Here is a 20805-nt window from a genome sequence, read left to right as displayed (position 1 = left end):
TTCTTAACAGCGTGGGCTGAGCGATGTGTCACACCGTCGCGCTACCGTCGTCGGGTGCTGTTCAGCGATGTCGTCGCGGCCTCGGCGGCCGTGCGGGCGACCAGGTCGCGCAAGGCGAAGATCGCCGCGCTGGCCGAGCTCTTCGCCGCCGCCGGCCCGGCGGAGATCGGGACCGTCGTCGCCTGGCTCTCCGGTGACCTGGTGCAGGGCCGGATCGGCGCGGGGTGGCGCACGGTGGCCGGCCTGGAGACGCCACCGAGCGCCGCGCCGCGGTTGACCGTCGGCGAGGTCGACGGCGTCTTCACCGAACTCACCGGGCTCAGCGGCACCGGCTCGACGCTGCGCAGGCGGGAACTGCTCACGGCCCTGTTCACCGCCGCGACCGAGGACGAACAGTCCTTCCTGATCCGGCTGCTCACCGGGGAACTGCGCCAGGGCGCGCTCACCGCGGTCGTCGTCGAGGCGCTCGCGCGGGCCACCGGCATCCCGGCCGAGGTGGTGCGGCGCGCGCACATGCTGTCCGGTCAGCTGCCCGCGACCGCCGTCGCCGCGGTCACCGGCGGCGAGGCGGCGCTCACCGCGTTCCGGCTCGAGGTCGGCAGGCCGGTCGCGCCGATGCTCGCGTCACCGGGCGGCTCGCTGGACGAGGTACTGGCCGAACTCGGCCCACAGGTGAGCGTCGAGCACAAGCTCGACGGCGCCCGGATCCAGGTGCATCGCGACGGCGAGCGCGTGTGGGTCTTCACCCGCACGCTGCGCGACATCACCGCGAGCGTGCCCGAGCTGGTCGAGCTGGTCGCCGGCCTCGACTGCGCGAGCGTGGTCCTGGACGGGGAGACCCTCGCCCTGACCGACGCGGGCAGGCCGCGCCCGTTCCAGGAGACGATGAGCCGGTTCGCGACCGTCGGCGAGGACGCCAGGGACCTGCTGCTGCACCCCTACTTCTTCGACTGCCTGCACCTCGACGGCGTCGACCTGATCGACGAACCGCTGCGGGCCCGCCGCGCCGCGCTGGCCGGGGTGGCGGGCGAGCACGTCATCCCGGCGCTGGTCGCCCCCGACGCCGAGGCGGCCGCCGAGTACTACGACGACGCGCTGGCCGTCGGCAACGAGGGCGTGATGGTCAAGGCGCTGGACGCGCCGTACGCGGCGGGCAGGCGCGGCAAGGCGTGGCAGAAGATCAAACCGGCGCACACCCTCGACCTGCTGGTGATCGGCGCGGAGTGGGGCTACGGCAGGCGCACCGGGTTCCTGTCGAACCTGCACCTGGCCGCGCGCGACCCGGAGACGGGCGAGCCGGTGATGGTCGGCAAGACGTTCAAGGGCCTCACCGACGAGCTGCTGCGCTGGCAGACCGCGGAGTTCCCCCGGCACCAGACCCACACCGACGGGCACGCCGTGTTCCTGCGCCCTCGGCTCGTCGTCGAGATCGCGCTCGACGGTGTCCAGGCCAGCACCAGGTACCCGGGCGGTGTCGCCCTGCGCTTCGCCAGGGTGCTGCGCTACCGGCCGGACAAGGAGCCCGAGCAGGCCGACACCATCGACGCGGTGCGCGCGCTGGGGGTCGTGAGCTGACCCGTCGGGGACTTACCTGCAACAGTTTGGCAATCCGGTATCGGCATACGACACACTGTTCGGGTGAGCGCCGAACTAATGGTCCTGTTGATCGTCATCGTCACAGCTCTCGCATTCGACTTCACCAACGGATTCCACGACACGGCCAATGCCATGGCGACCTCGATCGCCACCGGGGCGCTGAAGCCGCGCGTGGCGGTGGCGCTCTCCGGCGTGCTGAATCTGATCGGCGCCTTCCTGTCGGTATCGGTGGCGGCGACTGTGGCCAAGGGCATCGTGCAGCTGAACGACGTGGGCGGGCAGGACCTGCTCGTCATCGTCTTCGCCGGCCTGGTCGGCGGCATCCTGTGGAACCTGCTGACCTGGCTGCTCGGGCTGCCGTCGAGTTCCTCGCACGCGCTGTTCGGCGGCCTGATCGGCTCCACGATCGCCGCGCTCGGCTGGAACGGCGTGATCTGGGCGTCGGGCTCGGAGGGTGTGCTGATCAAGATCGTGCTGCCCGCGATCCTGGCCCCGGTGATCGCCGCGCTGGTCGCGGCCATCGCCACCTTCCTGGTGTACCGGATCACCCGTGGCGTCGACGAGGACAAGGCGAACGAGGGCTTCCGCTGGGGCCAGATCGGGTCGGCGTCGCTGGTCTCGCTAGCCCACGGCACCAACGACGCGCAGAAGACGATGGGCATCATCTTCCTGGCGCTGGTGGCCTACGGCACGCTCGACAAGGACGACCACATGCCGCTGTGGGTGATGGCGGCGTGTGCCGTGGCGATCGCCCTCGGCACCTACCTCGGCGGCTGGCGGATCATCCGGACCCTGGGCAAGGGCCTGGTCGAGATCGAGTCGCCGCAGGGAATGGCCGCCGAGTCCACCTCGGCGGCGATCATCCTCACCTCGGCGCACTTCGGCCTGCCGCTGTCGACCACGCAGACCGCGACCGGCTCGATCCTCGGCACCGGCATCGGCAAGGGCGCCGAGGTGCGCTGGCGGGTGATGGGCCGGATGGCCGTCGCCTGGCTGCTGACGCTGCCGATGGCGGGCATCGTCGGCGCGATCTGCTGGGCCATCGCGCACCTCATCGGTGGCCTGCCCGGCGTGCTGGTGGTGTTCGCGATCCTGATCGGCGGTGCGCTCGGCATCTATCTGCGGTCGCGCCGCGACCCGGTCGGCACCCACAATGTCAACGAGTGGCCCGAGGGTGTGCCGCCCGCGGCGACGCCGTCGTCGGTCGAACAGCACCACGCCGGGTAAAGGAGCGATCGTGCAATCCGTGATCACGAATCTGAGTTCACTGTGGGAAGTGGTGCTGGCCGCGCTGGTCTTCGGCGCCGGCGTGCCCGCGGTCTTCGCCTTCGCCGTGCGGTGGTGGGCCCAGGCGGAGACGATCGACGCCGACGGTCGCGTCCGCCGCAACTACCCGGCGCTGGCCGGTGCGCTGATCTGCGTGGTCGTCATCGTCATGGTGGTGATCACCGGAATCCTGTTCACCGCCAAGGCCTTCATCGCCCATCAGTTCGGCATCCATCTGTTCGGGGCCGCATGAGCGGTCAGCGCCCGGAGGAGGCAGCCCGCGTGACCACGCAGGGCGCCCGAGCATGCGGAAAGGAAACAGCATGAGCGAGGACGCGATGACAGATCCGACTCCCACGCCCGCCGTTCGGCGCAATCTGCTCTCGCGGGTGCTCGGCTGGCTGCGCGCCGGATATCCGCAGGGCATCCCGCAATCGGACTATGTCGCGCTGTTCGCGGTTCTGCACCGGCACCTCACCGACTACGAGGTGGTCGTCATCGGCGAGAAGCTGATCGAGGCCAATCCGAACCGGGAATCGATCAGCGAGGCCGAGATCGCGGCGGCGATCGCCGATTTCGCCAAGCAGCAGCCCGCGCCGGACGACGTCTCGCGCGTGGCCTCGCATCTGGCCGCCGGTGGCTGGCCGTTGGCCGAACCGCTGGACGAGGGCGAACCGGCGCCGGAACAGGACTGAGTTACCGGCGCGACAATTCCGCTGTGCCAGCGGAATTCGTGGCAGTACCAATTTCCGATTCGCCCGGATGCCCGCCGGGTGCGCGCTAGCATGCACGGGTGGTTCGGCGTGTGGATGAAACCGATAGTGGTCGTAGTTACGGTGGATTGTCGCGCCAGCAGCGAGTAGCCATGCGGCGAAACCGGTTGACCGATGCCGCACTGGAACTATTCGGTACCCAGGGTTATTCGTCGACCTCGATCGAGCGCCTGTGCGCGACGGCGAATGTGTCGACCCGCAGTTTCTACGAGGACATCGGCAGCCGCGAGGCGTTGCTGATCGCCCTGGTCGACCGGCTCAACACCGCCGCGCTGCACCGGGTCGACGAGGCGCTGGAACGCGCCAGCGAACAGCCGCTGGTGGTGCGCGTGGTGGAGAGCTTCCGGGCTTTTCTCGCCGTGACCTGCCGGGATCGTCGCGCGGCCAGGGTTTTCTACGTCGAGGTGGTCGGGGTGAGCCCGGCGGTGGAGGAGTGGCGGCGCGCGCAGCGGCGATCGGTCTCCGGCCTGCTCACCAGGGAGGCCCAGCGGGCCGCCGCGCGCGGGGAAGCGGAATCGCGCAGTGTGCACCTGTTCACGCTCGCGTTGATCGGCGCGGTGAATTCACTGGCGCAGGAGATGGTGCACGCCACCGTTCCCGGTGACGCGATCTCGGTCGACGAGATCTGCGACGAGATCGCCTATTTCATCCGGTCCGGGCTCTCGGTCCGGCCTTCGGCACTGCCGACCTGAGCATCCGAACGACCTGAGCAGACGAAAAAGGGAGGCGCCCGATCGGACGCCTCCCTTTTCGGTTCTACGGGAGAATCAGATACCCATGCCCTGGGCCAGCATCGGCCACGACTCGTGCAGCGCCTGCTCCCAGTACGGCCAGTAGTGGGTGCCGACCGGGTTGAACATGTAGGTGGCCGGGATGCCCAGCGAGTCCAGCTTGGTCTTCAGGTTCTGCGTGCACGCGTTGGTCGCGGCTTCGATCGCGACGCCGAGGCCGAGGTTGACCACGCCCATCGGGCCGTTGCCCTCGGTGTAGTAGCGCACGTCCTCCATCACCGGCAGGCCGCTACCGCTGGAGATGTAGAGGTTGGTGCCGCGCAGCTTCTCCGCGTTGAGGACCGGGTCGTTGGCGACCCAGGCCGGGTCGTTGTCCGGGCCGTACATGTTCTCGGTGTCGCCACCGGCCCAGGTCTCCACGGAGAACTTGACGAACTGCCTGCCCATCGGGTCGGCGATCTGCGCGCAGCCGGAGTAGGCGGCGACGGACTTGAACAGGCCCGGCTTGGCCTCGGCCAGCTGCAGCACCGAGGTGCCGGAGGTGGACAGGCCGGCCAGCGAGTTGAGGCCGGTCGAGTTGAGGGTGCTGTCGAGCAGCGGCGGCAGCTCCTGGGTGAAGAAGGTGTTCCACTTGTTCAGGCCGAGGCGGGCGTCTTCCTTCTGCCAGTCGGCGTAGTAGCTGCCGCGGCCGCCGACCGGCTGGATGACATTGACCTGCTTGTCGGCCAGGAAGCCGAGCGCGTTGGTCTGCGCGGCCCAGCTGGCGGTGCCCTCACCGGCGTCGAGGCCGTTGAGGAGGTAGAGGTTGGGGGCGGGCTTGGACTCGTCGACCGGCCGCTGCACGTCGACGGTGATGTCCTTCTTCATGGCCGCCGAGTACACCTTCAGGTGCCAGGTGCGCCCGTCCTTGACGATCGACGACACGGCAGAGGGCTTCTCGGGTTCGGCCGAGGCGGCGCCGCCGCCCGCGATCACGGCCACCGACAGCGCGGCGGTCAGAGCTACGGCGGTGGTGCGCAAGGCGGCCACGGTACGTACAGCAGAGAGCTTCATCGAACAGTCGGTTCCAGTCCACGGGCCGTGTCGGCTCCGTCATCGCAGTGCTTCCCCCCTTGGCCGAACGATGCGCGCTCGACGGCTGCGGGGCTGTCAGATCCTCCGACACTCTATGTCCTCCGGCGGGACAGAATCGTTACTGGTTCACAATTCGCCGTGACCTCGAGCACGGTTAACGACCGCGCAATACTGCCCGCGAATCGGAAATACCGCCGCAACCAGCCGCTCTTATGGTGACGGCCATGGGTAAGGAAATCCCCGGCGGCGCGTCGGCCGGGATCGAGATCAGCGGGTTGAGCAAGTCGTTCCGGGTGGGTCGCGATACCGTGCGCGCGCTGGACTCGGTCGATCTGCGGACCGCGAACGGCGCATTCCTCTCCTTGCTCGGCCCGTCCGGATGCGGCAAATCGACCGTTTTGCGAATTCTGGCCGGTCTCGACGAACCCACCGCGGGCACCGCCACGATCAACGGGCTGACGCCCGAGCGGCTGCGCGGCGGCCATCAGCTCGGGATCGCGTTCCAGGATTCCGCGCTGCTGCCCTGGCGCAGCGTCGAGTCGAACATCCGGTTGCCGCTGCAGGTCGCCGGGCTGCCCGCCGAACCGGAGCGGATCGCCGAGCTGATCGCGCTGGTCGGCCTGGAGGGTTTCGAGAAGGCCAAGCCCGCGCAGTTGTCCGGTGGTATGCGCCAACGGGTTTCGATCGCGCGGGCACTGGTGGTGCAGCCGTCGGTGCTGCTGCTCGACGAACCGTTCGGCGCCCTCGACGACATGACCAGGCAGCGGCTGAACCTGGAACTGCTGCGCATCTGGACCGAGAAGCCCGCGACCACGCTGATGGTCACCCACGGCATCGGGGAAGCGGTATTCCTCTCCGATGTGGTCGCGGTGATGAGCCCGCGTCCCGGCCGGGTGCTCGAATTGGTCGAGATCGACCTGCCGCGCCCCCGGACGCCCGAGATGATGCGGACCCCGGAATTCCACAAGCTCTGCGATTACCTGTCCGAGCTGCTGTTCGGCCGCGGAGGTGTGGCATGAGTGAGGCACTCGCGGGGTCGGGGCCGCCGGTGGCGGCAACGGGCGGGCAGCCGCCGGTGCGCGCGATTCGCGCGCGGCTCGGAGGGGGATTCCGTGGTCACCGGATGGCGGGCGCGTTGGGCGTCGCCGCCCTGATCGCGCTGTGGTGGGTGCTGGCGGCCGCTGGCGTGGCCGGTGGCACGGTGCCGACGCCCTGGCGGGTGCTGTCGACCATGTGGTCGGACGGCTGGGGCCTGTACGGCCCGAACTTCCGGGTGACGGCTGCGGGCGCGCTCCAGGGCTTCCTGTGGGGCAACGCGCTCGCGATCGGGCTCGCCGCCCTGATCATGCTGATCCCCCGGATCGAGCCGCTGGCCACCCAGCTGGCCATCCTGAGCTACTGCACGCCACTGGTGGCGCTGGGCCCGATCATCCTGGTGGTCTTCGGCGGCCGCACCCCGACGGTGTTCCTGGCCGCCATGTACTGCTTCTTCACCACCATGGTCGGCGCGGTCACCGGCCTGCGCTCGGCCGACCCGGCGAGCCTGGATCTGGTGCGCGCCTACGGCGGCGGTCGCTGGCAGCGGCTGTACCGGGTGCGGGCGATCGCGGCGCTGCCGAATACGTTCGCCGCCTTGAAGATCGCCGCGCCGTCAGCGGTGCTCGGCGCGATCATCGGCGAATACCTGGGCGGTGTCGACAGCGGGATCGGCGTCGCGCTGACGGCCGCCCAGACCGCCTACAACGTGCCGCGCACCTGGGGCATGGCGCTGGCCGCCGCCGCGCTGGCCGGGCTGGGCTATCTGCTCGTCGCGGTGGCCGCGCGACTGATCACGCCGTGGACGGCGAGTACGGAGGAGCGGCGATGACGACCACCGTGCTGCGCCGGATCGGGCGATTCCTGCTGCCGCTGGCGACCTCGCTGATCCTGCTGCTGGTCATCTGGTCGCTGTTCCTGCGGGCGTTCCCGCAGATCGGGCCGCGGGTCGGCAAGACGCCGTCGGACATCTGGCGCTACCTGGTGACCGCGCCGGGTGCCGAAACGGCCCGCCAGGCGATTCTCGACGACCTCGCGATCACCCTGCGCGACGCCGCGATCGGCTTCACCGTCGGCATGCTCGGCGCCCTGGGGGTGGCCGCGCTGTTCGTGCTGTATTCGGCTGTGCGGCAGACGTTCATGCCGGTGGCGATGCTGCTGCGCTCGGTGCCGCTGGTGGCGCTGAGCCCGATCGTGGTGCTGGTCTTCGGTCGCGGCACGGTGGGTGTCGCGGTACTGGCCGCGATCGTGGTGTTCTTCCCGGCGCTGGTGATGATCATGACCGGGCTGAGCCAAGCGCCGAGGCAGGCCATGGAATTGGTGACCGCCTACGGCGGCTCGCGGTGGACCCGGCTGCGGATGGTCGCCGTTCCCGCCGCGCTGCCCTCGGTGTTCGCCGCGGCCCGGGTCTCGGTGCCGGGCGCGCTGATCGGCGCATTGCTCGGTGAATGGCTCGGCAGCGGAACGGGTTTGGGCGCCAGCCTGGTGCGCGCCATTCCGATGTTCCAGTACAACCGGCTGTGGGCCTCGATCGTGGTGGTGACGGTGGTGTCGGTGCTGCTCTACGCGATCGTCGGCGTCGTCGAGAATCTGGTGCTCGCGCGGTTCGGCCCGAGCGCCGGGCGGGCCTGATCGGGAAGGAATAGCGGCGGAACGCAGACGCAAAGAGAACGAAACGCACCGAAACTACATTCGGCGCATGAACAGTATCGACCGTCGTTCCTTTCTCCGCTATTCCGCGCTGACCGGGGCCGCGCTCGGCGGGGCCGGACTGCTGGCCGCGTGCGGAAGCGGTTCGGGGAGTTCGTCGAACGGTTCGAGCGCCGACGGCTCGAAATACGGCAAGGTCGCGGTGCAGTTGTCGTGGCTGAAGAACATCGAATTCGCGGGTGAGTATTTCGCCGATTCGAAGGGATATTTCAAGGATGCGGGATTCGGTGCGGTAGACCTCATCGCGGGTGGCGCGGCGAGTACCTCGGTGGAGGCCGGACTCGACACCGGGAAGGTGTGGATCGGGCTGTCCGCGCCGCAGACCACCGCGCCCGCGATCCTGGAGGGACTGCCCGCCAAGATCGTCGGCGCGACCTATCAGAAGAATCCGTTCGCGATCGTCAGTTCGGCGGGCAAGCCGATCAAGTCACCCGCGGACATGAAGGGCCGCAAGATCGGCGTGCAGGACACCAACCAGCTGATCTTCAGCGCCCTGCTGGCCGCCAACGGCATCAAGCCGGGCGAGGTGACGGTGGTGCCCGCGCAGTTCGACCCGACCCCGCTGGCCAACGGCGAGGTCGACGGCTGGGTCAGCTACGTGACCAACGAGCCGATCACCCTGGCCGCCAAGGGCTTCGCCAACGACCACTTCCTGTTCGCCGATTTCGGCCTGCCGCTGGTCGCCGAGACGCTGACGGTCACCCAGGACACCATCGACAACGAGCGCGACAAGCTGAAGGCGTTCCTGATCGCCGAGATCAAGGGCTGGCGCGACGCGGTCGCCGATCCCGCCGAGTCGGCCCGGCTGGCCGTCGAGGTGTACGGCAAGGACCAGAAGCTCGAGCTGGGCGAGCAGACCAAGGAGGCCATCGCGCAGAACGACCTGGTCGTCTCGGCCTCGACCAAGACCGACGGTCTGCTGTCGATGACCGACTCGCTGATCGAGCAGAACATCGCCGCGCTGCGCACGGCGAAGATCGACATCAAGGCCGAGCAGCTGTTCGACCTGTCGATCCTGCGCGAGGTCTACGCGGAGAACCCCGGGTTGAAGTAGTCCTAGATCGCCAGGCCGACCGCCGCCGACCCGTAGTCGCGGCGGGCCGCCAGGCGCAGGCCCGCGCGCGAGGCGAGGAAGTCGGCGGTGACGAACACGGCGGTCTCGGCCGGCGTGCGCGGGCCCGATTCGAGGCCGGCGGGCACGTGCAGGCGGGCCAGGGTGGGCTCGTCGAAGCCGCCCGCGCGCAGGTCGTCGAGGCGACGGGCCTGGTCGGCGGGCGAGCCGAGCGCGGCGAGGTAGCCCAGCTCGGGTAGTCGTAAGGCGACGGTGAGCAGCGGGATCTCGAAGCGGGGCTCGTTGGCCAGCACCACGATGCCGGTGCTGCTGTCGATCTCGCCCGCGGCCGAGAGGGTGTTGAGGTAGCGGTGCGGCCAGTCCACGACGACCTCGGCGCCGGGGAACGACGCGGGATCGGCGAACTCGGGGCGTGAGTCGCAGATGCTGACCCGGTAGCCGATCATCCTGGCCTGGGCGGCCAGGGTGGCGGCATAGGCGTTGGCGCCGAAGATGATCAGGCGCGGCGGCGGGCAGTAGGAGGCGACGAACAGGTCCGACTCGGGCAGGGCGACGAGCTCGGTGGCGTGCTTGCGATCGGTGACCAGATGCTGACCGATGACATCGGGATCCTGGTTCCACACCACGGTGAACACGGTGACCCGGCGATGGGCCTGGATATCGGCGGCGATAGCGGGGAATTCCGGGAAATCGCGGCAGGAGAACGGCTCGATGAAGATATCGACCAGTTCGCCGTCGTCGGATCCCGATTCCATTCCGGTGATCAGGCTGTAGCGACGTAGTTGCCGGATGCCGGTCTGCGCGGCTTCCAGCGCCGCCTCGTAGACCGTCTCCTCCAGGCGCCCGGAAGCAATGGATCCGAAGACTCCGCCATTGGGGGTGACGAGCATTCCCGACCCGATCGGCAGCGCGTTCGTGCCGATGGTACGGACCACGGTGGCGAGGCCGCCGGTACGGCCCGAATGCCACACTCGCAGAAGGTCATCGACGATATCGCGCATATCTCAAAACTCCGATCACCGTGCGCCGACTACCGGGAAATCGCGATCGTTCCCTGTCGCCAAGTCGTCGCACGTGACGCACACCATATCCTGACTGGCGCCCAAATAGGAACCAGCTCCCGCATCACCTACGGCTTCCGCCGAAATGGCGTCCCAGTGCTTGTTCTCGATCACAGCGGGATGGCCAGGTGTGTCGGAGAACACACCACGAGCCAGTCCGCTCTCGCTCGCGCGGGCCGCGGCGAGTACCCGGGCGACCACATCGGCTCCGATATCGGGGGTGTCGACGGGAAGGAACGCCACATACCGGGTGCCCGCCTCGGCGGCCGCGCGCAGGCCCGCGCGCACGGTCGCGGAGAGGCCGGTGGCCCAGTCCGCGACCCACCGCCACTCGGTCTCCGGCGGCAGGTGCACGGCGGCCGGATCGGGGCCGGTGGCACCGAGCAGAACGATCACCGGAGCGCAGCCGCCGTCGCGCAGGGCGGTGATCGTCGCGCGCAGCCAGGCGCCGTCTTCGGCGAGTGCCTTGGGTTTGCCGTAGCGGGTGCCGGCGCCCGCCGCGAGGACGACACCCGTGCACGCCGACGGCACGGGAGGGTCGATCGGGGGCATGACGGTGAAGGTAATTGCGCAATGTTGCCGCTCGATTACAGCAGGGGAGCGCAAGGACGACGACACGCCGACGTGACCGACCGCACATCGGTGGCCCGCGGTCGGTGATGGGGAGATGCTGGATCGATGACGAGCGAATCGATCGGCCTGGCGGAGTTCAACGCGCTCTCCGCCGCGGCCGCCGAAGCGGCCTTGCTCGCCTGTTGCTCCGCACCGGGCTGGGCGCGGGCGATCGCCGCCGCGCGGCCCTACGCCAGCACGGACGCGCTGCTCACGGCGGCCGATGCCGCCTCGGCCGCGCTCGACGACGCCTCGCTCGACGCGGCGCTGGCCGGCCACCCGCGGATCGGGGATCGCCCGACCTCGGCGGCCTCGGCCCGCGAGCAGGCGGGCGTCGCGGGCGCCGAGGTCAAGGCCGCGCTGGCCGCGGGCAACCGCGACTACGAGGCCAAGTTCGGCCATATCTATCTGGTCTGCGCGGCAGGGCGCGACGGCGAGGAGTTGCTCGCCGTCCTGCGGGCGCGGCTGGACAACGATCCGTCGACCGAGAGGCAGGTCATGCGCACCGAACTGGGAAAGATCAATCGGCTTCGGCTCGCCCGACTGGTGGCGTCGTCGTGACCGGGCTGAGCACGCACGTGCTCGACGCCGTGCGCGGGGTGCCCGCGGCGGGCGTCGCCGTCTGGCTGACCCGCGGCGATCAGCGGCTCACCGAGGCGCTGACCGATGCCGACGGCCGGGTGAAAGAGCTTGCCGCCGGGTTGAATCCGGGCGATTACCGCCTGTTCTTCGATACCGGCAGCTATTTCGCGGCGCAGGGAGTCGAGACCTTCTATCCCGAGGTCTGCGTCGCTTTCACGGTGGGTGAGCAGCCGCATCTGCATGTGCCGCTGCTGTTGTCGCCGTTCGCCTATTCCACCTACCGAGGGAGCTGAGCAACCAGATGGCACTGAGTGGTCCGATCGAGCTGGTCGACAACCGCTACGGCAAGGCCGAGAACCGGGTGGTGCGCTTCTACAAGGAGAACGCGCGCCACGAGATCCGCGATGTGAACGTCTCGACCACCCTCCGTGGTGATTTCGCGGCGGCCTACACCGACGGTGACCAGCGTCACGTCCTGCCCACCGACACCCAGAAGAACATGGCCTTCGTCTTCGCGAAGCAGCCGGGACTCGACACCGTCGAGGACTACGCGATCGCGCTGGCGAAGCATTTCACCGACACCGTGGAGCCCGTGTCGAGTGCGCGGATCGATGTGGAGTCCTATGGGTGGCAGCGGGTATCGATCGACGGGAAAGAACACGACCACACCTGGGTGCGGCAGGGGCCGGAGGTGCGCACCGCCGCGGTGACGGTGGCGGGCAAGGGCGCCGACCAGCGAACCTGGGTGATCGGCGGGATCAAGGACCTGGTGGTGCTCAAGTCCACCGGGTCGGAGTTCGCGGACTTCCTCACCGACGAGTACACGACCCTGGCACCCACCCACGACCGGGTGCTGGCCACCTCGCTGAGCGTGCAGTGGCGCTTCGCCGAGACCAGCGGATTCGACTGGGACCACACCTACGACGGTATCCGGGCCACGCTGCTCGAACTGTTCGCGGCGACCTATTCCAAGGCGCTCCAGCAGACCCTGCACGCGATGGGAACAGCGGCGCTGGAACGGTTCCCGGTGCTCGCCGAGATCCGGTTGTCGGCGCCGAACAAGCACCACTTCGACTACGACCTCGCCCGCTTCGGGATCGAGAACTCCGGCGAGGTGTTCTGGGCGGCGGACCGCCCCTACGGCTCCATCCACGCGACCTTGCGGCGCGCGGACGCACCGGAGGAGGGGATCGCATGGCAGCCGTGAGCGCGCCCGATCTGCTGATCGCCGGGTGCGCGGTGGTGACTGTCGACGCGGCGGGCACCGAATACCGCGACGGCTGGGTCACGGTGCGGGGCAACCGGATCGACGCGGTCGGCGCGGGCGCGCCGCCGGAGTTCGGGCCCGAGGTGGCGCGGATCGACGGACGCGGGTGTGTCCTCACGCCGGGGCTGGTCAACACCCACCACCACCTGTACCAGTGGATCACCCGGGGGCTGGCCGCCGACAACACCCTGTTCGAGTGGCTGACCACGCTGTATCCGGTGTGGTCGCGGATCGACGAGAAGTCGGTGCGGGTGGCCGCCACCGGCGCGCTGGTGTCGCTGGCGCGCAGCGGCTGCACCACGTCGTCGGATCATCACTACGTCTTCCCGCGCGGCGGCGGTGACCTGCTCGTCGCCGAGATCGGCGCGGCCGCGGCGGTCGGGCTGCGGTTCCATCCGGCGCGCGGGTCGATGGATCTGGGCCAGAGCAAGGGCGGGCTGCCGCCCGACGACGTGGTCGAATCGATCGACGACATCCTCGCGGCGAGCGGCGCGGCGATCGAGCGGTGGCACGACCCGTCCGCCGACGCGATGGTGCGGATCGCGCTCGCGCCGTGCTCACCGTTCTCGGTGACCGCCGACCTGATGCGGGAATCCGCGGCGCTGGCCAGGTCTGCGGGGGTGCGGCTACACACGCACCTGGCCGAGACCATCGACGAGCAGGACTTCTGTCAGTCGACCTTCGGGTGCACCCCGGCGCAGTACATGGAACAGCTGGGCTGGCTCGGCGACGACGTCTGGTACGCCCACGCCGTGCACCTCGACGATCCGGCGATCGCCGCGATGGCGCGCACCGGGACCGGCGTCGCGCACTGCCCGACCTCCAACGGCAGGCTCGGCGCAGGCATCGCGCGGACCGCGGATCTGGTGGCCGCCGGCGTGCCGGTCGGTCTCGGTGTGGACGGCGCGGCCAGCAACGAGTCGAGCTCGATGATCGAGGAACCGCGCAACGCGCTGCTGTACGCGCGGGCCGTCGGCGGGCCGCGCGCGATGACCGTGCGCGCCGCGCTGGAACTGGCGACCATGGGCGGGGCACGGGTGCTCGGCCGGGCCGCGGAGATCGGGTCGATCGAGCCGGGCAAGCTGGCCGATCTGGCGCTGTGGCGGCTGGACACGCCCGCGCACGCGGGGATCGAGGATCCGGTCGTCGCGCTGGTCCTCGGGTCGGCGCCGCCGCTGGCCGCGCTGCTGGTGAACGGGCGTGAAGTGGTGCGCGACGGTGTCGTCACCACGGTGGACGAGGCGGCAGTCGGTGCCGATGTCGCCCAGGCGCAGGCGACGCTGCTGGCCGGTGCGTGAGCGCGAACGGGCGGGCCGAAGATCTGGCCGTTCCCCCGGTCGGTGCGCTGAACTGCGATTACGCCGAGTTCGGCGCACACTGGATGACGTACACCGGGTTAACCGCGCCGCAATCCGGCGCGGGTTTCGCGCAACATCGTGGCAACTCCCGGCCCCTACTGTGGCCGGTGAGGTAAGCGAGGTGAACGTGGATCTGGACACTGTTCGAGAGGTGGTTCTCGCCCGTGACCGCGCCGACCTGGCACAGGTCGGCGCCGGTAGCGCGGTGCTGGCGGGCGGCACCTTCCTGTTCTCCGAACCGCACGATCGGCTCGATCGGCTCGTCGACATCACCACGCTCGGCTGGGCGCCGCTGCTGGAGCGCTGCGACGGGCTCGAGATCGCCGCGACCTGCACGCTGGCCGAATTCGCCGGCGCGCATCCCGGCCGGGAACTGGGGTCGGACGTGCTGCGACCGGGGTGGCCGGGGACGGCGCTGTTCGCGCAGTCCTGCCGGGCGCTGCTCGCCTCGCACAAGATCTGGCGCACCGCGACCGTCGGCGGGAACGTCTGCCTGTCGCTGCCCGCCGGTGCGGTCCTCGGCGCGCTGGTGGCGCTGGACGCGACCGCCGTCATCTGGCCGCGTGGCGGTGGCGAACGGCGGATTCCACTGCGCGACTTCGTGACCGGGCCGGGGGAGAATATCCTCGCCGCCGGAGCGGTCGTGCGGTCCTTCCTGGTGCCGACCGCGAGTCTGCTGGCGCGCACCAGCTTCCGCAAGATCGCGCTGGCCCCGCTCGGGCGCTCCGGCGCGGTGGTGATGGGCAGGCGCGAGGCCGACGGGCGGTGCGCGATCACCGTCACCGCGTCGACCGTGCGGCCGGTGGTGCTCGACTTCGACACGGTCCCCACCGAATTCGATCTCGCGGTCGCGCTGACCGAGCTGGAACCGGAGGTGTGGTTCGACGATCCACACGGCGCGCCGGACTGGCGCGCGCACGTCACCGGACTGCTGGCCGCCGAGGTGGCCGCCGAACTCAGGGGGACGGCGTGACCTCAGGACCGCGCGTCGTAGGCGGCGCGGGCGACCAGCACCTGATCCATGTGCTGCTCGGCCCAGCCCTTGATGGTCCGCATGACCGGCAGCAGTTCCAGGCCGAGCGGGGTCAGCCGGTAGTCCACCCGGACCGGCACCTCGGGCAGCACGGTGCGGGTGAGCAGGCCGTCGCGTTCGAGATTGCGCAGGGTCTGGGTGAGCATCTTCTGGCTCACCCCGGCCAGTCGCTGGTTGATCTCGCTGTAGCGCAGCGGGCCGTCGGCCAGCGCGTTGATCGCCAGGCTGACCCACTTGTCGCCGATCCGGTCCAGCAGCTGCCGGGCCGGGCACTCGGCCACGTAGGCGTTGTAGGCCGCGCCCGCCTCGGCGCGGCGCTCGGCGGCGGTGCGTGTGGTCATCGCTCTCCCTCGCGTGCGGTACGCACTTCGCGGTGCGTACTTCCCGATAGAGAGTAGCTCTCCCTAGGTTCGACAAGTACCTACGGAAGAGAGAGACAGCATCATGCGCGCAGTGGTCGTCCACAGTTTCGGCGGACCGGAAGCACTCGAACTCGTCGACGTTCCCGTCCCCGCACCGGGACCGGGGCAGGTCCGGATCCGGGTAGCGGCGGCGGCGGTGAATCCCGTGGACGCGGTGACCAGGACGGGAGCCCTGGTCGAGGCCGGGCTGATGGCGCCGCGCGCGGTGACCGGGATCGGCTGGGACGTGGCGGGCGAGATCGACGCGATCGGTGCCGGGGTGGCCGGGTTCGCCGCCGGTCAGCGGGTGATCGGGCTGCGGGATCTGCTCGACCGGTCGCTGGGCAGCTATGCCGACTATCTGGTGCTCGACGCGTCGGCCGTGGCGCCCGCGCCCGCCGGACGGTCCGCGATCGAGGCGGCCACCCTGCCGCTGAACGGGCTCACCGCCTTCCAGGCGCTGGACCTGCTCGACCTCACCGAGGGTGACACCCTGCTGGTGACCGGCGCGGCCGGTGCGGTCGGCGGGTTCGCGGTGGAGATCGCCGCGCGGTGGCGTGGGGTGCGGGTGGTCGCGCAGGTGGGCGCCGCCGACGCCGATCTCGTCCGGGCACTGGGCGCCGAGTGGGTGGTGTCGCGCGAGGTCGCCGACCTGGCCGAGGCCGTGCGCGCGCTGGTGCCCGGCGGGGTCGACGCCGTGCTGGACACCGCGGGCCTGAGCACCAGGGCGCTGGCCGCCGTGCGCAATCGTGGCTCCTTCGTCACCGTCGTCGGTGGCGCCGACCCGATCCCGTTGCGCGGCATCCGCGTTCACCACACCTGGATCAGCGCCGACGGTGCCGCCCTGGCCACCCTCGCCGCCTACGACCTCACGTTGCGCGTGGCCGACACGCTGCCGCTGGAACACGCGGCGCGCGCCCACACCCGGCTCGCCGAGGGCGGCCTGCGCGGCCGGCTCGTGCTGACCACGGCACCAGGAGGTGGTTCATGAGACTGGAGATCGACGGACGCGCGGTCGAGGCGACCGCGCGGCCCGGGCAATGCCTGCGCACCTTGCTGCGCGACCAGGGCGAACTCGCGGTCAAGAAGGGGTGCGACTCCGGCGATTGCGGCGCCTGCTCGGTCCTGCTCGACGGCGCGGCCGTGCATTCCTGCCTGATCCCGGCCCATCGCGCCGACGGCCGCAGCGTCACCACGGCCGCCGGGCTGGCCGACGACGACGGACCGAACGCGGTGCAGCGCAACTTCGTCGAGCACGCTGGGTTCCAGTGTGGTTTCTGCACTGCAGGAATGGTGGTGACGGCGACGGGTCTGGCGGCCGGTCGGACCGGCGATGGCGACTCCGCGGCACCGGCCGATCACTCCGCCGTCATCGATGCCGAACGGGCCGAGTTGCTCAAGGGAAACCTGTGCCGCTGCACGGGATACCGCGCCATCGCCGACGCGCTGACGGGATCCTGTGCAGCATTGTGCACAACTACGTCCACCCCCGAACCCCGCAGGTCGGCGGTGCACGCTCCGGCTCCTGGCGATCAGGGTGTTGGCTCCGCGCTCGCGGCGTCCGCCGGGCGGTCGGGGCTGGGGGAGGCCGAGGTCACCGTCGTGTCGGCGGCGGAGGGCCCGGAGGTCAGCGGTTCCGCGGTGGGGGCGGTCGAGGCGGCAATGCGGGGTAGGCACGGTCCGGGGCAGATGGGCGACGGCGTGCGGGCACCGGCGGGCACGCGGATCGTGCGCGGTGCCGAGGCGTTCACACTCGATGTGGTGCCAGGGGCGGGCGAGCGGATGCCACCGACCGCGCCGTGGCACCTGGCGGTGCTGGCCAGCCCGCATCCGCACGCGCGCGTCGTCACCATCGATACCGCTGCGGCGCAGGCTGTTCCAGGTGTCCGGCTGGTGCTGACGCACGCGGACGCGCCGACCACGGCCTTCTCGACGGCCCGGCACGAACTGCGGGAGGACGATCCCGACGACACCTTCGTCCTCGATCGCACGGTGCGGTTCGCGGGCCAGCGGGTGGCCGCGGTGGTGGGGGAGACGCTCGACGCCGCGCGCGCCGGAGTACGGGCACTGCGGGTCGACTACGAGGTGCTCCCCGCTGTTTTCGAGCCAGCGGCCGCACTCGCCGCGGACGCGCCGAAGCTCCACGCCGACAAACCGGAGTCGGCGCGCATCGCCGACCCGGAACGCAATCTGGTGGCCGAGATCCACGGTGGGGTCGGAGATTTCGAGGCGGGGATCGAGCGGGCCGCGAAAGTGGTCAGCGGGGTGTGGCATTCGCCGCGCGTGCAGCACGTGCATCTGGAGACGCACGGCGGGATCGGCTGGCTGGACGACGCGGGCAGGCTGGTCATCCGCACGAGCACCCAGGTCCCGTTCCTGGTGCGCGACGAACTGTGCCATGTGTTCGGGCTGGACCGGGACGAGGTGCGGGTGTTCGCGGCCAGGGTCGGCGGCGGATTCGGGGCCAAGCAGGAGATGCTGGCCGAGGACCTGATCGCGCTTGCGGTGCTGCGGAGCGGGCATCCCGTGCAGTACGAGTTCACCAGAACCGACGAATTCACCTCCGCCACCTGCCGTCATCCGATGCGGGTGGCGGTCACCGCGGCCGCCGACGCGGCGGGCCTGCTGACTGCGCTCGCGGTCGACGTGCTCACCGACGCGGGCGCCTACGGCAATCACAGCGCGGGCGTGATGTTCCACGCCGTCGGCGAATCCGTGGCGGTGTACCGCTGCCCGAACAAGCGGGTCGACGCACAGGCGGTGTACACCAACAACATTCCCTCCGGCGCGTTCCGCGGCTACGGGCTCGGCCAGGTGATCTTCGGCGTGGAGTCGGCCATCGACGAACTCGCCCGCGAACTCGGCATCGACCCCTTCGAATTCCGCCGCCGCAATGTGGTCGTGCCCGGTGACCGGTTCACCGGCGCCGAGGTCGACGAGGGCGACCTGACCTTCGGCAGCTACGGCCTCGACCAATGCCTCGACACCGCCCAGCGGGCCCTGCGCCGGGGCAACGGCGTCGCCGCGCCGGCGCCGGAGTGGCGGATCGGCGAGGGCATGGCGGTGGCGATGATCGCCACCGTGCCACCGCGCGGCCACCACGCCGACGCCACCGCGCGCCTGCTGGCCGACGGGACCTACGAGATCGGCGTCGGCACCGCCGAATTCGGCAACGGCACCACCACGGTGCACGCGCAGCTGGCCGCGACCGCGCTGGCCACCACCGCCGACCGGATCCGGATCCGGCAGTCCGACACCGATGTCGTCGGGCACGACACCGGCGCGTTCGGGTCCACCGGCACGATGGTCGCGGGCAAGGCCGCCTACGCGGCCGCCCTGGAGCTGCGCGCGATGCTGCTGGCCAGGGCCGCGAAGGTCAGCGGGCACCCGGAACGCGACTGTGTGCTGGAGGCGGGCGGAGTGCGGTGCGGCACCGACCTCATGACCGCCGAACAACTGCTCCCCGACGGCGAGCTGGTCGCGCACGGCACGCACGCGGGGACGCCACGCTCGGTGAGTTTCAATGTGCACGCGTTCCGGGTGGCGGTCCGGCCGAGCACCGGTGAGGTGCGGATTCTGCAATCGATCCAGGTGGCGGACGCGGGCACGGTGGTCAACCCGGTGCAGTTGCGCGGCCAGGTGGAGGGTGGCGTCGCCCAGGCGCTGGGCACCGCGCTCTACGAGGACATGCGTACCGACGCGGGCGTGGTGACCACCCGGACACTGCGGCACTATCACATTCCGCAGTTCGCCGATCTGCCCCGCACCGAGGTGTATTTCGCCGAAACCAGTGACGAGTTGGGCCCGCTGGGTGCCAAATCGATGAGTGAGTCCCCCTACAACCCGGTCGCGCCCGCACTGGCGAACGCGATCCGCGACGCCGTCGGCGCCCGACCGGACCGACTACCGATGACCGCCGACCGAGTGTGGCGGATCATCAAGGAAGGAGCCGCCGGGTGAACTCCCAGCTACCCGAACATATCCGCGCCCGCATCGACGCCACCCTCGACGCCGTCGACGCAGGTCTGCGGACGCGCTACCCGGGCGCGGGCGACCGGATCCAGCCGGTGCACACCGCCTACGTGGGCGCCGACCGCGCCACCGCCGACACCCCGGCCGAGTGGGGCGCTGCCGCGCTCGAACTGCTGCACCGGCACGCCGATTTCCTCGTCGGCCTCGATGTCACCGACGCGCTGTCGGCGGTGCGCCGCAGGCTGACCGAGCAGCCGGTGCAGGACCTGCGGATCGACTTCGAGGACGGCTACGGCTTCCGCGCCGACGCGGAGGAGGACGCGGCCGCCACCGCCGCGGGCAAGGCGCTGGCGAGCTGGGCCGGTCGGCCCGGCGCTCCCACCTCGTTCGGCGTCCGGACCAAGGGCCTGGCCGCAGGCGAACGCAGGCGGGCCCTGCGCACCCTCGAACTCGTGCTCGACGCGGCGGGTGGGGTGGCGCCCGGGTTCGTGCTCACTGTCCCGAAGATCAGGGCGGCCGAACAGGTCTCGGCGATCGTCGACCTGTGCGCCGGGATCGAGGCGGTGCACGGGCTGCCCGAGCGGACGTTGCGCTTCGAACTCCAGATCGAGAGCCCACAGGCGATCATCGCGCCCGACGGCAGCGCGCCGATCTCCCGGATGATCACCCTCGCCGACGGACGGTGCAGCGCGCTGCATTTCGGCACCTACGACTACACCGCCGCCTGCGGCATCGCCGCCACCGATCAGGCCCTCGATCATCCGGCGGCCGACCACGCCAAGGCCGTGATGCAGGTCGCGGCCGCCCAGACCGGGGTGTGGATCTGCGACGGCTCCACCCAGATCGTGCCGGACGCCGACCCCGAAGGCGCCTTCCGCAATCACCACCGCCTGGTCGAGCGGGCCCTGCGGCGCGGTTACTACCAGGGCTGGGACATGCATCCCGGACACCTGGTCACCCGCTGGCTGGCCACCTACGACTTCTTCCGCACCGCCACCGACGTCGCCGTCCCGCGCTTGCAGGCCTACCTGGACCGGCGCTCCGGCGGGGTGATCGACGAGCCGGCCACCGCCGAAGCGCTCGCCACCACCGTGCTGCGCGGCCTGCGCTGCGGCGCGGTCATCGCCGACGAACTCGCCACGCGGGCCACCGAACTCACCGTCCCGGTGCTCGAGGCGCTGGCCGCGCGCACCTACTCGGCACCGGACCCGCGATGACACACCGGGGAGTGCCTGGGCATCGGCAGGCCAATGCCATGCGGC

The 20805-nt window shown here is 70.4% G+C and carries 21 protein-coding genes; 17 read left to right on the top strand and 4 right to left on the bottom strand.

The genetic code is table 11. The features are described 5' to 3' along the window. The first annotated feature begins 54 nt into the window (after positions 1-54). The 5 genes from AB0L91_RS09430 to AB0L91_RS09410 all read left to right on the top strand — a co-directional run bounded on the left by AB0L91_RS09430 (position 55) and on the right by AB0L91_RS09410 (position 4327). Positions 55-1575 (top strand): ATP-dependent DNA ligase, encoded by a 1521-nt coding sequence (locus AB0L91_RS09430; protein WP_365008600.1) that lies wholly within the window; start codon positions 55-57, stop codon positions 1573-1575. Positions 1576-1638: 63 nt separating this feature from the next. Further along, the gene (locus AB0L91_RS09425; RefSeq protein ID WP_357342429.1) at positions 1639-2823 is read left to right on the top strand and encodes an inorganic phosphate transporter; all 1185 of its coding nucleotides are present in this window, start codon (positions 1639-1641) and stop codon (positions 2821-2823) included. Positions 2824-2833: 10 nt separating this feature from the next. Further along, the gene (locus AB0L91_RS09420; RefSeq protein ID WP_365008598.1) at positions 2834-3115 is read left to right on the top strand and encodes a hypothetical protein; all 282 of its coding nucleotides are present in this window, start codon (positions 2834-2836) and stop codon (positions 3113-3115) included. A gap of 70 nt (positions 3116-3185) precedes the next feature. Beyond that, positions 3186-3557 carry a DUF3349 domain-containing protein gene (locus tag AB0L91_RS09415; protein WP_357342433.1) on the top strand — a complete coding sequence of 124 codons (372 nt, stop codon included), beginning with the start codon at positions 3186-3188 and terminating at the stop codon, positions 3555-3557. Positions 3558-3742: 185 nt separating this feature from the next. Beyond that, positions 3743-4327: a TetR/AcrR family transcriptional regulator gene (locus AB0L91_RS09410; RefSeq protein WP_365008595.1), complete on the top strand. Its 585-nt coding sequence runs from the start codon at positions 3743-3745 to the stop codon at positions 4325-4327. Between the two features lie 75 nt (positions 4328-4402). On the opposite strand, the gene AB0L91_RS09405 is transcribed toward AB0L91_RS09410, so the two are convergent. Next, complete coding sequence (locus AB0L91_RS09405) at positions 4403-5419, bottom strand: alpha/beta hydrolase family protein (protein WP_355274214.1); 1017 nt, start codon at positions 5417-5419, stop codon at positions 4403-4405. A 245-nt stretch (positions 5420-5664) separates the two neighbouring features. Here AB0L91_RS09405 and AB0L91_RS09400 point away from each other — a divergent pair, with 245 nt between their 5' ends. From AB0L91_RS09400 to AB0L91_RS09385, 4 genes are all read left to right on the top strand, one after another. Beyond that, positions 5665-6459, top strand: a complete 795-nt coding sequence (locus AB0L91_RS09400) for an ABC transporter ATP-binding protein (RefSeq protein WP_355274212.1) — start codon at positions 5665-5667, stop codon at positions 6457-6459. A 104-nt stretch (positions 6460-6563) separates the two neighbouring features. Beyond that, positions 6564-7307, top strand: coding sequence for an ABC transporter permease subunit (locus tag AB0L91_RS09395; protein WP_357344179.1), 744 nt, complete (start codon positions 6564-6566; stop codon positions 7305-7307). Next, entirely contained in the window at positions 7304-8107 is an 804-nt protein-coding gene (locus tag AB0L91_RS09390; protein ID WP_357342436.1) for an ABC transporter permease subunit, read from the top strand. The genes AB0L91_RS09395 and AB0L91_RS09390 overlap by 4 nt, the downstream gene beginning before the upstream one ends. A gap of 67 nt (positions 8108-8174) precedes the next feature. Further along, positions 8175-9239: an ABC transporter substrate-binding protein gene (locus AB0L91_RS09385; protein ID WP_365008591.1), complete on the top strand. Its 1065-nt coding sequence runs from the start codon at positions 8175-8177 to the stop codon at positions 9237-9239. Between the two features lie 2 nt (positions 9240-9241). Here AB0L91_RS09385 and AB0L91_RS09380 read toward each other — a convergent pair whose 3' ends face one another. Beyond that, on the bottom strand, positions 9242-10258 hold the full coding sequence (locus AB0L91_RS09380) for an XdhC family protein (protein WP_355274203.1): 1017 nt from the start codon (positions 10256-10258) through the stop codon (positions 9242-9244). A 15-nt stretch (positions 10259-10273) separates the two neighbouring features. Continuing rightward, on the bottom strand, positions 10274-10870 hold the full coding sequence (locus tag AB0L91_RS09375) for an NTP transferase domain-containing protein (RefSeq protein ID WP_365008587.1): 597 nt from the start codon (positions 10868-10870) through the stop codon (positions 10274-10276). Positions 10871-10996: 126 nt separating this feature from the next. Here AB0L91_RS09375 and uraD point away from each other — a divergent pair, with 126 nt between their 5' ends. From uraD to AB0L91_RS09350, 5 genes are all read left to right on the top strand, one after another. After that, a complete protein-coding gene (uraD, locus tag AB0L91_RS09370; protein ID WP_365008584.1) occupies positions 10997-11491 on the top strand; it encodes a 2-oxo-4-hydroxy-4-carboxy-5-ureidoimidazoline decarboxylase in 495 nt (164 codons plus the stop codon). Beyond that, positions 11488-11805, top strand: a complete 318-nt coding sequence (uraH, locus tag AB0L91_RS09365) for a hydroxyisourate hydrolase (RefSeq protein ID WP_357342443.1) — start codon at positions 11488-11490, stop codon at positions 11803-11805. Before uraD ends, uraH begins: the two co-directional genes overlap by 4 nt. 8 nt (positions 11806-11813) lie before the next feature. Continuing rightward, the gene (gene pucL / locus AB0L91_RS09360; protein ID WP_365008580.1) at positions 11814-12719 is read left to right on the top strand and encodes a factor-independent urate hydroxylase; all 906 of its coding nucleotides are present in this window, start codon (positions 11814-11816) and stop codon (positions 12717-12719) included. Further along, positions 12707-14077, top strand: coding sequence for an 8-oxoguanine deaminase (locus AB0L91_RS09355; protein ID WP_365008578.1), 1371 nt, complete (start codon positions 12707-12709; stop codon positions 14075-14077). Before pucL ends, AB0L91_RS09355 begins: the two co-directional genes overlap by 13 nt. Positions 14078-14264: 187 nt before the next feature. Further along, positions 14265-15110: an FAD binding domain-containing protein gene (locus AB0L91_RS09350; RefSeq protein WP_365011229.1), complete on the top strand. Its 846-nt coding sequence runs from the start codon at positions 14265-14267 to the stop codon at positions 15108-15110. Positions 15111-15112: 2 nt separating this feature from the next. Here the strand turns inward: AB0L91_RS09350 and AB0L91_RS09345 are convergent, their stop codons facing one another. Further along, a complete protein-coding gene (locus tag AB0L91_RS09345; RefSeq protein WP_365008575.1) occupies positions 15113-15511 on the bottom strand; it encodes a helix-turn-helix domain-containing protein in 399 nt (132 codons plus the stop codon). A gap of 103 nt (positions 15512-15614) precedes the next feature. On the opposite strand from AB0L91_RS09345, the gene AB0L91_RS09340 reads away from it, so the two are divergent. From AB0L91_RS09340 to AB0L91_RS09330, 3 genes are read left to right on the top strand one after another with little or no spacing between them, the layout of a single operon-like run. Then, positions 15615-16562: an NADP-dependent oxidoreductase gene (locus AB0L91_RS09340; RefSeq protein ID WP_365008573.1), complete on the top strand. Its 948-nt coding sequence runs from the start codon at positions 15615-15617 to the stop codon at positions 16560-16562. Further along, positions 16559-19531, top strand: coding sequence for a molybdopterin cofactor-binding domain-containing protein (locus AB0L91_RS09335; protein WP_365008570.1), 2973 nt, complete (start codon positions 16559-16561; stop codon positions 19529-19531). Before AB0L91_RS09340 ends, AB0L91_RS09335 begins: the two co-directional genes overlap by 4 nt. Continuing rightward, positions 19528-20760, top strand: a complete 1233-nt coding sequence (locus tag AB0L91_RS09330) for an aldolase/citrate lyase family protein (RefSeq protein ID WP_365008567.1) — start codon at positions 19528-19530, stop codon at positions 20758-20760. The genes AB0L91_RS09335 and AB0L91_RS09330 overlap by 4 nt, the downstream gene beginning before the upstream one ends. The last annotated feature ends 45 nt before the right edge of the window (positions 20761-20805 follow it).

The sequence above is a fragment of the Nocardia sp. NPDC051833 genome (genome assembly GCF_040681225.1).
GTDB lineage: Bacteria > Actinomycetota > Actinomycetes > Mycobacteriales > Mycobacteriaceae > Nocardia.
This window is presented reverse-complemented; position numbering and strand designations above follow the sequence as displayed.